The 12,256-nt window shown below is 73.8% G+C and carries 13 protein-coding genes; 6 read left to right on the plus strand and 7 right to left on the minus strand.

Features of this window, described 5'->3' with window-relative positions; all coding sequences use genetic code 11:
- The 5 genes from ACFYPM_RS16405 to ACFYPM_RS16425 form a co-directional block, all read right to left on the minus strand.
- Positions 1-1,281 carry a phage tail sheath family protein gene (locus ACFYPM_RS16405; protein ID WP_387196912.1) on the minus strand — a complete coding sequence of 427 codons (1,281 nt, stop codon included), beginning with the start codon at positions 1,279-1,281 and terminating at the stop codon, positions 1-3.
- A 27-nt stretch (positions 1,282-1,308) separates the two neighbouring features.
- Positions 1,309-2,007: a carboxypeptidase-like regulatory domain-containing protein gene (locus ACFYPM_RS16410; RefSeq protein ID WP_387196915.1), complete on the minus strand. Its 699-nt coding sequence runs from the start codon at positions 2,005-2,007 to the stop codon at positions 1,309-1,311.
- The gene (locus tag ACFYPM_RS16415; protein WP_387196918.1) at positions 2,004-2,612 is read right to left on the minus strand and encodes a glycine zipper family protein; all 609 of its coding nucleotides are present in this window, start codon (positions 2,610-2,612) and stop codon (positions 2,004-2,006) included. Before ACFYPM_RS16415 ends, ACFYPM_RS16410 begins: the two co-directional genes overlap by 4 nt.
- Before the next feature lie 13 nt (positions 2,613-2,625).
- Positions 2,626-2,961: a hypothetical protein gene (locus ACFYPM_RS16420; RefSeq protein ID WP_357372108.1), complete on the minus strand. Its 336-nt coding sequence runs from the start codon at positions 2,959-2,961 to the stop codon at positions 2,626-2,628.
- Positions 2,962-3,106: 145 nt separating this feature from the next.
- A complete protein-coding gene (locus tag ACFYPM_RS16425) occupies positions 3,107-3,925 on the minus strand; it encodes an LppM family (lipo)protein (RefSeq protein WP_387196921.1) in 819 nt (272 codons plus the stop codon).
- A gap of 205 nt (positions 3,926-4,130) precedes the next feature.
- Here ACFYPM_RS16425 and ACFYPM_RS16430 point away from each other — a divergent pair, with 205 nt between their 5' ends.
- Together ACFYPM_RS16430 and ACFYPM_RS16435 are read left to right on the plus strand one after the other, a co-directional pair.
- A complete protein-coding gene (locus ACFYPM_RS16430) occupies positions 4,131-5,111 on the plus strand; it encodes an adenosine deaminase family protein (RefSeq protein ID WP_387196924.1) in 981 nt (326 codons plus the stop codon).
- 9 nt (positions 5,112-5,120) lie between these two features.
- A complete protein-coding gene (locus ACFYPM_RS16435) occupies positions 5,121-5,549 on the plus strand; it encodes an NUDIX domain-containing protein (protein ID WP_387196927.1) in 429 nt (142 codons plus the stop codon).
- On the opposite strand, the gene ACFYPM_RS16440 is transcribed toward ACFYPM_RS16435, so the two are convergent.
- On the minus strand, positions 5,546-6,709 hold the full coding sequence (locus ACFYPM_RS16440; RefSeq protein ID WP_387196930.1) for an FAD-dependent oxidoreductase: 1,164 nt from the start codon (positions 6,707-6,709) through the stop codon (positions 5,546-5,548). The genes ACFYPM_RS16435 and ACFYPM_RS16440 overlap by 4 nt on opposite strands.
- 66 nt (positions 6,710-6,775) lie before the next feature.
- Between ACFYPM_RS16440 and ACFYPM_RS16445 the strand changes: the two genes are divergently transcribed.
- Together ACFYPM_RS16445 and ACFYPM_RS16450 are read left to right on the plus strand one after the other, a co-directional pair.
- Positions 6,776-7,402 carry a TetR/AcrR family transcriptional regulator gene (locus ACFYPM_RS16445; protein WP_387196933.1) on the plus strand — a complete coding sequence of 209 codons (627 nt, stop codon included), beginning with the start codon at positions 6,776-6,778 and terminating at the stop codon, positions 7,400-7,402.
- Positions 7,403-7,603: 201 nt separating this feature from the next.
- Positions 7,604-8,728 carry an aromatic acid exporter family protein gene (locus tag ACFYPM_RS16450; RefSeq protein ID WP_387196936.1) on the plus strand — a complete coding sequence of 375 codons (1,125 nt, stop codon included), beginning with the start codon at positions 7,604-7,606 and terminating at the stop codon, positions 8,726-8,728.
- Positions 8,729-8,799: 71 nt separating this feature from the next.
- On the opposite strand, the gene ACFYPM_RS16455 is transcribed toward ACFYPM_RS16450, so the two are convergent.
- Positions 8,800-9,789 carry a LacI family DNA-binding transcriptional regulator gene (locus ACFYPM_RS16455; RefSeq protein ID WP_387196938.1) on the minus strand — a complete coding sequence of 330 codons (990 nt, stop codon included), beginning with the start codon at positions 9,787-9,789 and terminating at the stop codon, positions 8,800-8,802.
- Between the two features lie 161 nt (positions 9,790-9,950).
- On the opposite strand from ACFYPM_RS16455, the gene ACFYPM_RS16460 reads away from it, so the two are divergent.
- Both ACFYPM_RS16460 and ACFYPM_RS16465 read left to right on the plus strand, forming a co-directional pair.
- A complete protein-coding gene (locus tag ACFYPM_RS16460) occupies positions 9,951-11,270 on the plus strand; it encodes an MFS transporter (RefSeq protein ID WP_387196941.1) in 1,320 nt (439 codons plus the stop codon).
- Between the two features lie 73 nt (positions 11,271-11,343).
- Positions 11,344-12,240: an aldo/keto reductase gene (locus ACFYPM_RS16465; RefSeq protein ID WP_387196944.1), complete on the plus strand. Its 897-nt coding sequence runs from the start codon at positions 11,344-11,346 to the stop codon at positions 12,238-12,240.
- The last annotated feature ends 16 nt before the right edge of the window (positions 12,241-12,256 follow it).

A 12,256-nucleotide genomic window follows, 5' to 3' on the forward strand; every position in this document is an offset into this window, starting at 1 on the left:
TCAGCCTCCGATCGTCTCGGTCTCGGTGCCGCCGGCCCACTGGCTCAGCTTGAACACCACGAACTCGGCGGGCTTGACGACGGCGATGCCGATGTGGGCGATCACCATGCCCGCGTCGCGGACATCGACCGGGTTGGTCTCCTCGTCGCACTTGACGAAGAACGCCTCCTCCGGGCTGCGCCCGAGCAGTGCGCCGTCGCGCCACACCCGGGTGAGGAACGCTCCGATGTCGCGGCGGATCGAGCGCCAGAGGGTGAAGTCGTTGGGTTCGAAGACCATCCACCGGGTGCCGTTGGCGATGGCCTGTTCGATGGCGATGCTGAGTCGCCGGACGTTGAGGTAGCGCCACTCGCTGGCCTCGGCGGCGAGCGTACGGGCGCCCCAGACGCGGATGCCCTCACCGGCGAAGTAGCGGATCACGTTGACGCCCTTGGGGTTGAGCACGTCGTGTTCCGGCCGGGTGACCAGGTAACCCAGGTCGACGGCCCCGCGGACGGGTTCGTTGGCCGGCGCCTTGTGCACGCCGCGCAGGGCGTCGGTGCGGGCCCAGATGCCGGCCAGGTGCCCGCTCGGCGGGGTCAGTTCCAACTCGCCGCTGATCGGGTCGCGCACGCGCAGCCACGGGTAGTAGAAGGCGCCGAACTCGGACTGCCGGGGCCGGTACGCCGCCCCCTCGTGCCCGCCGGAGCCACCCGGCTGGGCCGCGCCGCCGCCTGCACCGCCCGAGCCGCCGCCTGCACCGGCCGGGCCGCCGCCCGTACCCTCGGCTGGTTTGGGGGGTTTGCCGGTGGACGGTGTCGCGACCCGGGTCAACGCGGCGATGTCGTCGATGTCCGGTGCCGGGTCGCAGATGGCGACCATGGTGCGGGTCCGCTCGGCCATGCTGAGCAGCGCCTCGTGCGACACCACGTCGTAAAAGCCGGGTGCGGCGATGATGGAGATCTCGTCGATGGCCTCCAGCAGTTGCAGGCCACCGCGCCGCTGCCCGGTGCCGGTGATCGCGCCGCCCTCGCCGACGTTCACCACCCAGCAGCGGGCGCCCCCGTTGTCCAGGAAGCCGAAGACCGCTCGGGCCAGCGGGGTGCTCTCCACCCGGTCTCCGTCGGCGAAGAGCCGCAGGAACTCCGTCCAGTTGTTGACCGGCACCGCTCGACCCAGGTGGGCGTCGTGGTTCGGAGCGAGTCCGACGAAGGCGGCGATGCTGGTGCTCGCCGGGCCGATCGGTCGGGCGCCGCTGGGGACCTCCTCGACATAGATGCCGGGGGAGAAGTAGCTGGGCATCGATCCTCCTGTGCGGGTGGGCGGGCGTCAGCGGGTCGGTGGCGCGCAGACGATGACGAGGTCGGGTTCGCCGGGGTCGACGTCGGCGGTCAGCACGAGCCCACGCCCGGTCAGCCGCAGCCGGGCCGGGCTCGGGTGCTCGGGGTCGTGTGGGACGCCGACGAGGTGGAACCGCCCGTCGGTGTCGGTGCGGGTGGCGGACCCGGTCGCCGACAGCTCGACCCGCATCGCGGCGAGAGGTTGGTCCTCGGGGCCGACCACCCGGCCGGTGAGAGTGCGTACCTCCAGGTGTCGCAGCCGCAGCGGTTGCCGCACCGGGGGCGCGGCCGGGGTCGGGTGGTCGACCTGGGCGGGTACGTCGATCAGCAGCGCCGGGCGCGGCGCGGCGCCGAACGCCGCCCACAGTGGCGGATCGCCGGCCTCCAGGACGACCGGGTAGCTGCCCTCGCGGGTCGCGGTGGTGAGCACCCGGTCCAGCCGGGGCAACCCGGCCGGCCCGGTCACGCAGAGCAGGTAGCGGACCGTGAACCGGTACGGTTCGCGGACCACGCCGCTGGAGCGGGTCTGCCGGGCCGGGCGCAGCTCCAGCGGCCAGAGGGTGAGCCCGGCGGCGTCGCCGCCGGTGCGGGGCGGGCCGACCGGGACGGGTTCCCCCGCGGCGCTGGTCAGCCAGGCGGCCAACTCGGCGGTGGCCGTCTCGATCGGTCCGCGCCCGTCGGTGGTCATCGCGGCGGCGTCCCCTGGATCCGGTACGCGATGGCCTCGTTCCACACGTGCGGGTAGACGCCGATCTCGAAGTACCTGGTGAACCGGTTGATCGGGGCGTTGGTGTGGTCGTGGTAGAGCAACCACACCGGGGCGATGGTGAACAACACGTAGTTCGCCAGCACCAGCGGGATGTAGAGCGGGCCGAGCAGGCGACCCTGGAAGATGTGCACGTCCTCGTGCCGTTGGATGCCCGAGCTGGAGCCGGCGCAGACGGTGCCGATCGTGGTGGCGTAGCGGGGCGAGACCCCCTCCACCACGCTGACCCGGCCGCTGCCCGACGAGGTGGGTCGGTCCAGTGAGTGCCCGAAGACCAGGTGCACGGTCAGGTAGATGGCGCCGACGACCGTGTTGAGCAGACTCCAGGTGTGGTCGACGACGAAGAGGAAGATGCCGCGGGCGTCCGCCGCGTACACCCCGGCGGAGGCCACCGCCCAGCCGAACACCGCGCCGACCAGCAGGCCCACGACGGCGCCGATCAGGAGCCCGATCGAGCCGCCGGCGAGGAAGCCGAACAGGGCGCCGAGGATGACCTGGACCGCCGCGCTGAGAACTCCGAAGACCATGACGTCACCCCCCTCAGACCCAGGAACGGAAGACTCGGGGCTCGCGACCGCTCGCGACCTGGGTGGGCGTCGCCTGCCGGTTGCCGGGCGGGAACTGGTTGACCCCGAGCGCGGCGGAGAAGATGACAAGCGCGTTGAAGAACGCGATGACCCACTTCTCGCCGCCTGCCTCGTCGGCGAACGCCGCTGTCCCGTAGGACAGCAGCAGCGCGATGGCGATGGCGATCCACTTGCGGAGCTTGTCGCCACTGGGGCCGATCAGCCCGCCGATGACGTTGGTGGCCAGCAGGGTGGCGGCGCTCGCGCCGGCGATGCTCCCCAGGGCTGCCCAGGTGAAGAGATCGTTCATGACGATCCCCCTTTTCTGCGATGGTGCGACCGGGATGTGGTGGTGGTGAGGTCCGGTGCTGCCGAGTGGGAGCACCGGGGCCGGTCGCCGTCGTCTCGGGGCGGCCGGGGCCGGGCGTGGCCGGCGGAGCCGGCCACCGGGTGGATCAGCCGGGCCCCGGCGCGCCGGCGGGCGGGCCCGGCGGTGGCGGTCCGGGCGAGGTCGGTCCGGGGGCGGCCGGCACCGTCGGGCGCCGGCGTCGCAGCAGGAGTACGCCCACCGCGGCGAGCAGCAGCAGCAGGAGTACGCCGCCGACGATCAGCGGCCACCCGATCCCGCCGTCGTCACCGGCGGCAACCGGTGAGGTGGACGGTCGAGGTGGCGCCTCGGCGACCGCACGCAGCTCGATCGGCTTGTCCTGGTTGGGTTCGACCTTCCAGCTGACCGAGCGGCCGTTTACGGTGCCATTGCTGTCGATCACCCGGCCGGGAAATGCCACCGAGATCTCGAACGACATCAGCTTGAGGAAAGCCTGCTGTTGCTGCGGATTCTGCTGCGCTACCTTTCCGCCGTATTTCGACGGATCGAGCGGCAACGTGAACCGGTACAAGTCGCCGTCCCGGACCAGTTTTACGCTCTCCGTGTCGAAACCTGCCAGCGGCGCCTTGCGATAACTGATCTGGGCGCCGAAGAGTTTGTCGTCCTCGTATCGGGTCTCTTCGCCCGCCGGCAGGGCGGGAATGTTCTGCCGCAGCTCCGCGAAGGCTGCCGGGATGTTCTTGTTTCGCGAGGTCAGCAGAGACTTCTCGGCGGTCAGCAGCAACTGCCCGTCGACCGTGTCGTCGGCGTTCACGGTGAGCCCCATGTTGAGTTGCATGCAGCCACTCAACGCCGCCACCAGAAGGAGACACACCGCGACGCGGAGTGCCTTACCGCGGTTGACTCTCCTGTCCATGGGCTCAGTGTGTGTGATCCATTTCACCATCGGCAGTCAGCGATCAGTCACAAGGCAGTCGCCGATTGTACCGACGCACTGTCATATGTGACCGAGGTGAACCGGGGCGGAATTGACTACCCTGGAGCTTTGGGCCGAGAACAGTTTCCGGTGGTGATCCCCCGCCTGGGGGAGGCCAGCCGGGTCGGGGTGGGGCAGGCTGGGCGCACCCGTTCGGCCACCCCCGAGGATCGCGATGACGCCGGCTCAGCGCCACAACCCGAAGATCGAACTGCACGTCCACCTGGAGGGGACGGTCCGTCCGGCGCTGCTCGCCGCGCTGGCCCACGGCCATCGCCTCCCGGTGCCGGCCGAGACGTCCGGACGGTTCGACGACCTGTACGACTTCATCACCATCTGGAACGCGATGACCACGGTGCTGCGGACGCCGCAGGACTACCAGCGGGCACTGCTGGCGTACGCCGCGGAGGCCGCCCGCGACGGAGCGGTCCACCTGGAGCCGATCGTGGACGCCGACCAGCGCCTCGGGTTGTCCGGTTGGGCCGACCTGCTCGCCGCCCTGGTCGACGCGGCGGCCGAGGCCCGCGAGTCGTACGGGGTGTCGATCGGGTTGACCCCGCAGGTCTGCCGGGGTCACGACGTCGACTTCACCGAGAGCGCGGCCCGCATCGCCACCCGGTTCGCCGGGCAGGGGGTGGTCGGCTTCGGGCTGTCCGGCGCCGAGGGGCGGCACCCGACCACGCCGTACCGTCGGATGGTGGAGCTGGCCCGCGACGGCGGCCTGCCGTTCGTGCCGCACGCGGGCGAGGCGGCCGGGCCGGAGGCGGTCCGCGAGGTGCTGGCGATGGGTGCGGTCCGGATCCGGCACGGGGTGCGGGCCGTGGAGGACCCGGAGCTGGTCGCCGAGTTGGCCGAGCGGGGCGTCGTGTTGGACGTGACGCCCACCTCCAACCTGCGCCTCGGCGTGGCCCGCGAGGACCGTCCGCATCCGTTGACCGTGCTGACCGACGCCGGGGTCGCCTGCTCGGTGTCCACCGACGACCCGGCCATCTTCGACATCACCCTGGCCGGCGAGTACGCCTTCGCCGCCCAGCTCGGGGTGCCCCCCGCGACCGCCTACGCCGCGGGCCTGCGCGGCCTGCTCTCCGACGCCGCCGACCACGCGCGACTGGTGGCGGTGGGGGAGCAGGCCTACCAGGGTGGCCCACCCGCCTAAGCTGAGCCGGTGATTGTCGTCGCGTGTGTGCTGCTTGTGGATCCCGCCGGGCGGCTGCTGCTGCAACTGCGCGACGCCGACGCGATGCACCACCCGGACGTGTGGGGGCTGCCCGGCGGCCACGCGGAGGAGGGGGAGACCCCGGAGCAGGCCGCCGAGCGGGAGCTGTGGGAGGAGACCGGGCTGCGCGCCGACGGTCCGCTGCGCCTGATCGCCGTGCAGTCGCGACCCGAGCTGGGCCGGGAGATGCACTACTTCCTCGGCCGCACCCGGGCCCGGCAGGAGGACGTGGTGCTCGGTGAGGGCGCGGCGATGGTCTTCGTGCCCGGCGACGAGGTGCTCAACGGTCGTCCCTGGACGCCGGGCACCGTCGAGGTGCTGACCCCGTTCCTCGCCGCGCCCGACTACGCCGCCGCGTTCACCGGTGAGGCGCCCTAGCCGGCGGGCGGTCGCCAGTCGGCGTACCGGGCCATGCTCCGCAGGGCGGCCCGGCCCGGGGTGAGGCGCAACGCGGTGTTGCGCAGTGCGAAGGCGACCGGGTTGTGCACCTGCTGTCCGAACCGCCCGGCGACGTGGGAGGCCCGGGCGACGGACTGACTGCGCGGTCGACGCTGCTGGTCGTACGCGGCCAGGGCGGCCGGCACCCCCTCGGCGCCGCAGGCGCAGACCGCGCCGAGCACCACGGCGTCCTCGATCGCCTGCCCGGCGCCCTGTCCCAGGTTGGGCGTCATCGGGTGGGCGGCGTCGCCGAGCAGCGCCACCCGTCCCCGCACGTACGAGGGCAGCGGGACGGCCAGGTGGTGGATGTCGTTGCGCAGAACGACGTCGGGTGGGGTCGCCGCGAGAAGCGCCGGGATGGGGTCGTGCCAGTCGCCGAAGTGCTCCCGCAGGACCGCCAGCTCGTCGGGGGCGTGGCCGCCGGGCGGGGCGTTGAGTGCGCCGTACCAGTAGAGCTGCCCGTCGCCGATCGGCACCATGCCGAACTCGGCTCCCGGTCCCCAGGTGATCGCGGCCGGGATCGGGTCCGGGAACGCGATGGCCGCCCGCCACGTCGTCGATCCGCCGTACACCGGGCCGGGGTGGTGCGGCCAGAGCTGGGCGCGGACCCGGCTGCGCAGGCCGTCGGCGGCGACCACCAGGTCGGCGTCGAGGGTGTGCGGGCCGTCGGACCCCTGGTAGCGCACCTCGGCGTGGTCCGGGCCGGACTCGACGTGCTCCACCGTGGCGAAGGTGTGCAGGGAGGAGGCCGGCAGGGCCTCGCGTAGGGTGCGGTGCAGCGTGGCCCGGTGCACGCCGAGTGCCGTGGTGCCGAGCTGCCGGATCATCTCCGAGGCGTCCACTCGGGACAGCCACCGCCCGTGCCGGTCGCGGATGCCGCCGGGTGCCTCGCCGTGGCCGCCCCGGCGCAGGGCCGGGCCGAGGCCGAGCGCGTCCAGCCCGCGCACCGCGTTGGCCATCAGGCTCAGGCCGGCGCCGACCTCGCGCAGCTCGGCGGCGCGTTCCAGCACGGTGACCCGCCACCCGTGCCGGTGCAGGGCGAGAGCCGCGCTCAACCCGCCGATCCCGCCGCCCACCACGACCGCGTGTGCGTCGTCCATGTCGATCCTCCTTCTACATCTGTAGAAGAGTGATACTACCTGCGGACCCCGAGAAGAAGGAGTGCCATGACGGCGCGGGCGAACCGGATCGCGACGCTCACCGACGCGGCCATCGAGTTGATCGCCGAGGGCGGCATGCGAGCGCTGACCCACCGGGCGGTCGACGGCCGCGCCGCGATGCCGCCCGGCACCACCTCGGCGTACCTGCGCACCCGGCAGGCGCTGATCGAGGCCGTGGTGGGACGGCTCGCCGAACGGGACCGGGCCGACCTGGCGCACCACGACCTGCCGACCGGTCCGCCCCCGACCGCCGCCCCCCGGCTCGACGGAAACGATCTCGACGACCTCGCCGTCGGCGTCGCCGAGGTGCTCGACCGCTGGTTGAGCACCGGGCGCAGCCGGACCCTGGCCCGATACGCCTGCCTGCTGGAGGCGGTGCACCGGCCCGAGCTGCGCGGCATCCTGCAACACGGCACCGGCCTGCGGGCGCAGGCCCGGGACCTGTTGACCCGGGCCGGGGCCGCCGACCCCGATCGGCAGGGCGACCAGTTCGTCGCGTTCGTGGACGGGCTGCTCTTCGACCGGTTGGTCGGCGCGGGCGCGCTCAGTGCCCCGCAGCCCGCAACCGCGGCCAGTCGTGCCGACCTGAGCGCCGCGGTCCGTACGCTGCTGCGCGCCCTCACCGGGAACTGAACCGCCGTCCCGGTCGACGGGGGTGGGGACACGCGGGCGCGTCGGGGGTCAGGCGCCAGTCCGCCGGCATGCGGCATGCGGCAGTCCGGCTTCCCGGGTGGAGGCGCGGGGCATCCCCCGGTGAGCAGGTCTGCCACGTGATGGGAGACGATCGCCGCAAGGTGCCCCCCGGTCGGGGAGAGTGTGGGGAGGAGGGGGGCGATGGTGCGGTTCAGCGGCCTGCGGACGGCCGGTGGGCGGCTGCGGCACGGCTGGCGGCCGGTGTTGGAGGCGACTGTCGCGGCGACCGTGGCCTGGCTGCTGGCCACCCGGTTGCTCGGGCACCCGCAGCCCTTCTTCGCGCCGGCCGCGGCGCTGATCGTTCTCGGTCAGGCGCGCGGTCAACGGATCCGCCGTGCCGTCGAGGTCGTGCTCGGGGTCGCCGCCGGGGTGCTCGTCGCGGACCTGGTGGTGCAGGCACTCGGGCCGGGCAGCACCTGGACGGTCGGCACCGTCATTCTGCTCACCGTTCTCCTCGCGGTGGCCTTCGGCGCGACCGGCGTGACGCTGGTGCAGGCCGCGGTCTCCGCGCTCTACCTGGTGGTGGTCGCACCGCCGGACGGGTCGTTGGTGCCGAACCGGTTCGTCGACGCGCTGATCGGGGGCGCGGTCGCGCTCGCGGCCAGCCTGCTGGTCGACGCCCGGCACCCTCTCGCGCCGCTGGTCGGCGAGGTGCGGCGGACCTTCGACGAGCTCGCCGGGCTGCTGGGCGGGATCGCCGACGCGTTGGACGGCGGCGACGAGGCCGCCGCGGTCGCCGCGCTGACCCAGGCCCGGGGGATGGACGCCCGGGTGGACGGGCTGCGCGACGGGGTGCTGGCCGCCGGTGAGGCGCTGCGGCTCAATGTCCGCCGACGTCGGCACGTCGGTCGGCTGCGGTCGGTGGACGAGTCGATCCGACAGATCGACTACGCGGTGCGCAACGTCCGGGTGCTGGCCCGCGCCGGCGTGACGTTCAGCCGGCTGCACACCCCGGCGCCACCCGAGCTGGGCGCCGCGCTGCGATCCCTGGCCGAGGCCGTCCGCCAGGCCGGTGCCGCCCTCGCCGCCGACCTCGACGGCCAGGATGAGACCGCCGACCGGCACGGCGGCCGGGCCGACGAGTCCGCGTTGGCCGCCGTGCACACCGCCGGGCAGCTCTTCGGCGCCACGCCGACCCTGCCCCTAGCGATGATCATCGGTCAGGTCCGGGCCACGGCCATCGACCTGCTGCGCGGGGTCAACCCGCAGGACGACGCCGCCGTCCTCGCCCGCGTGGACGAGGCCCTCGGACTCCCCGCCGTCTGACGTCCCCACCGGCGCGCGGGGTGTGCCGGATGGTGACGGATTCGCGGACCGGGGCGGGGATCTCGTCGCCGTCAGGCGCTGGCGCGGGCCACCAGGGTGGACGGGAAGAGGGTCACCCGGGCGGCCGGATGGCTGTCCAACAGGGCGCTGGCCGCGGCGACAGCGATCCGCCCGACCGGGTGGCTCGCCGTGGTCAGCGCCGGGGCGGTCATCCCGGCCAGCGGAATGTCGTCGAAGCCGGCCACCGCGACGTCGCCGGGCACCCGCACACCGGCGTCGCGCAGCCCCGCGATCACTCCGAGCGCGGTGTCGTCGCTGATCGCGTAGATCGCGTCGACGTCCGCCCAGCGGCGCAGCGCCTCGCCGGCCGCCGCCCGGCCGCGCGCCGCAGTGAAGTCCCCGGTGATCTCCCACTCCGGCAGGCCGGCCTGGCGCATCAGCCGGCGGTACGTCTGCACGGGGCGTTGCGCGCAGGGCAGCCACCGGGGGCCGGTCACCATGGCGATCCGGCGGCGGCCCGCGGCGTACAGGTGGCGCAGCACGGCGTCCGAGCCGGCGGCGTTGTCGACGTCGAACGACGGCACGGTCGCCGAGCCGACGCCGATCGAGACCACCCGGCCGCTCAGCGACCCAGGCACCGCCGCCAGCAGGTCCTCGGTGGTGTTGACCAGGATCAGCCCGCACACCGTGCGGTCCCCGGCGAGCTGGTGCAGGCCGCGCGGGTCGCCCAGCGGCAGCCAGTGCAGCGCCACCCCGACACCGGCGGGTGTGCACACCCGGGCGGCCGAGCCGACCACCTGGTGCACGTACGGGTCGTCCAGCACCGCGGGGCTGACTCCCTGGGCGGCCACGACCAGCCGGAGGCCGCCGCCGCGGACCAGCGCCCGGGCGGCCGGGTTCGGCACGTAGCCGAGGTGGTCGACGGCTGCCGTGACCTGTTCCCGAGCTGCGGGCGAGGCGAACCCCGTGCCGGCGATCACCCGCGACGCGGTGGACCGCGACACCCCGGCGATCCGGGCGACGTCCTCGAGAGTGGCCGGTCGCTGTGCCGCTGCCGTCATCGTCGCCTCCCCGCGGCGGCCCGTCCGGTCGGACAAACGCCTGTTCACATCATGCCCTGGCCGGTCCGTCGGCGGTAAGGGGCGGTTGCCGGTTGTGGTGGTAGCGCTCTCAGGTGTGCGATCGTGCCAGGAGATCACCCCGAGAAAGAGGACAAGACCCCGTGAGCGCCCCCACCAGCAGAGCCGTAACTCCGGACACCGCACCGCCCGCACGGGCAGTGCTGCTCGCCCGCAACGGCGTCGCTGTCACCTTCACCCTCAACGGGCTGGCCGTCGGCAGTTGGTTCTCCCGCGTGCCGGCGGTCCGTGAGGCATTGGACCTCTCCGCCGGTCGCCTCGGGTTGCTCCTGCTGGCGATGAGCGTCGGCGCGCTGCTCGCCATGCCCACCTCCGGCCTGCTCGCGCAGCGCCTCGGCGCGGCCCGCACCGTGACCCTGGCCACCGTGCTTGTCGCGCTCGGTCTGACCGTGGCGGGGCTGGGCGCCACGATGACCGGGTCGTTCGCCGTCGTGGCCCTGGGACTTGTCGCCTTCGGCTACGGCTCCGGCGCCTGCGACGTGGCGATGAACGTCGAGGGCGCCGCTGTGGAACGGCGCCTGAATCGTACGATCATGCCCCGTTTCCACGCGGGGTGGAGCCTCGGTTCGGTGGCCGGAGCGGCGCTCGGCGCCGGTGCGGCCCGGTTCGACGTGGCGGTCGGCGCGCACCTCGTCGCGGTGGCGGTGGTCGTGTTGGCCGGCACCGTGCTCGCCTCCCGGACGTTCCTGCCCGTCGCGGGCGATCACACCGGCGACCCGGCGGACGCCACCCCGGCGGCCCGCCGCCGTGCGCAGCTCGCCGCCTGGCGGGAGCCGCGGACCCTGCTGATCGGGCTGTTCGTGCTGGTGGCGGCGTTCACCGAGGGTGCCGCCAACGACTGGCTGGCCGTCGCGTTCATCGACGGACGGGACCTGAGCGAGGCAGCCGGCGCGGCGGTCTTCGGGGTCTTCGTCGTCGGCATGACCGCCGGGCGCACCGCGGGCACGGTCGCGCTGGACCGGTGGGGGCGGGTGCCGGTGCTATCCGGCACCATCGGGCTCGCCGTGCTCGGCGCCGGCCTGGCCGTGCTGGCCGGTTCGGGGCCGCTGGCGATCGTCGGCGTCGCGCTGTGGGGCCTCGGTGCGTCACTGGGCTTCCCGGTCGGGATGAGCGCGGCCGCCGACGAGGAGGCACACGCGCCGGTACGGGTGAGCGTGGTCGCGGTGATCGGCTACACCGCGTTCCTGGGCGGGCCGCCGCTGCTGGGGCTGCTCGGCGACCAGGTCGGCACGCTGCGCGCCCTGCTGGTGGTGCCGCTGCTGCTGCTGCCGACCCTACTGCTGGTGCCGGTGCTGCGCCCGCCGCACACCGCCGAGCCGCACAGCGCCGAGCCGCAGACCGCCGAGCCGCACACCGCCGAGCCGCACACCGTCGAGCCGACTCCGGCCGCACACCAAAACTAACCCGCGGCGCCGCCGGGCGGTATCGGGTGCGCGGCCGACTGCGCCGCGTACCCGCGCTGGTTAGGGTCGCCGAATGCCAACCGACGAGATCACCGCCGCCGCGGCGGGCACCTGGACCCTGGGCGACCGCACCGTCCGCCGGATGGGCTTCGGCTCGATGCGGATCACCGCGAACCCGGACCCGCACCGGGCGGTCGCCCTGCTGCGCCGCGCCGTGGAGCTGGGGGTCAACCACATCGACACGGCCGCGTTCTACGTCTCGCCCGGCGGGGTCCTGCGGGTCGGCACCGGCCCGGCCCGCTACGCCACCGAGCTGATCCGCGCGGCGCTCGCCCCGTACCCGGAGGACCTGGTGATCGCCACCAAGGTCGGCTTCGGGTACGACCCGGAGGCGGGCTTCACCGAGGCGCTCACCCCGGCGCAGTTGCGCGCCCAGGTCGAGCAGAACCTGCGTCGGCTCGGCCGCGACCAGCTCGACGTGGTGAACCTGCGCCTCGGCCGGGGCGTCGGCACGGTGCCGCTGGCCGACCGGTTCGGCGCGCTCGCCGAACTGCGGGCCGCCGGGCTGATCCGGCACCTCGGGCTCTCCAACGTCCGGCGCGAGCAACTGGACGAGGTGGCCGATATCGCGCCGGTGGTCTGTGTGCAGAACAACTACGGGGTGGACGCCTACCGGAACCAGGACGAGGTCGTCCAGCTCTGCGGTCGGCGGGGGATCGCCTTCGTGCCGTTCTTCGCGCTGGCCGGCACCGGTCGGGAGGCGGGCGCGAGCGCCACGCAGAGTGCGGCCGTCGAGGCCGTCGCCCGCGCCCACGGCGTCACACCGCAGCAGGTACGCCTGGCCTGGACCCTGCACCAGGGGTCCCACGTGCTCGCCATCCCCGGCACCGCGGACCCGGAGCACCTGGCGCAGAACGTGGCCGCCGGAGCCCTCCGCCTGACCCCGGAGGATCTGACCCGTCTGCGGTGATCGTCCGCCCCGGCAG

Source organism: Micromonospora sp. NPDC005203 (genome assembly GCF_042872705.1).
In the GTDB taxonomy this organism is placed as follows: Bacteria; Actinomycetota; Actinomycetes; order Mycobacteriales; family Micromonosporaceae; genus Micromonospora.

What these genes read in the sequence shown, in the direction of transcription:
- ACFYPM_RS16405 (WP_387196912.1), bottom strand. Translation starts at nt 1,281, where the DNA reads ATGCCCAGCTACTTCTCCCCCGGCATCTATGTCGAGGAGGTCCCCAGC.
- ACFYPM_RS16410 (WP_387196915.1), bottom strand. Translation starts at nt 2,007, where the DNA reads ATGACCACCGACGGGCGCGGACCGATCGAGACGGCCACCGCCGAGTTG.
- ACFYPM_RS16415 (WP_387196918.1), bottom strand. Translation starts at nt 2,612, where the DNA reads ATGGTCTTCGGAGTTCTCAGCGCGGCGGTCCAGGTCATCCTCGGCGCC.
- ACFYPM_RS16420 (WP_357372108.1), bottom strand. Translation starts at nt 2,961, where the DNA reads ATGAACGATCTCTTCACCTGGGCAGCCCTGGGGAGCATCGCCGGCGCG.
- ACFYPM_RS16425 (WP_387196921.1), bottom strand. Translation starts at nt 3,925, where the DNA reads ATGGTGAAATGGATCACACACACTGAGCCCATGGACAGGAGAGTCAAC.
- ACFYPM_RS16430 (WP_387196924.1), top strand. Translation starts at nt 4,131, where the DNA reads ATGACGCCGGCTCAGCGCCACAACCCGAAGATCGAACTGCACGTCCAC.
- ACFYPM_RS16440 (WP_387196930.1), bottom strand. Translation starts at nt 6,709, where the DNA reads ATGGACGACGCACACGCGGTCGTGGTGGGCGGCGGGATCGGCGGGTTG.
- ACFYPM_RS16445 (WP_387196933.1), top strand. Translation starts at nt 6,776, where the DNA reads ATGACGGCGCGGGCGAACCGGATCGCGACGCTCACCGACGCGGCCATC.
- ACFYPM_RS16450 (WP_387196936.1), top strand. Translation starts at nt 7,604, where the DNA reads ATGGTGCGGTTCAGCGGCCTGCGGACGGCCGGTGGGCGGCTGCGGCAC.
- ACFYPM_RS16455 (WP_387196938.1), bottom strand. Translation starts at nt 9,789, where the DNA reads ATGACGGCAGCGGCACAGCGACCGGCCACTCTCGAGGACGTCGCCCGG.
- ACFYPM_RS16465 (WP_387196944.1), top strand. Translation starts at nt 11,344, where the DNA reads ATGCCAACCGACGAGATCACCGCCGCCGCGGCGGGCACCTGGACCCTG.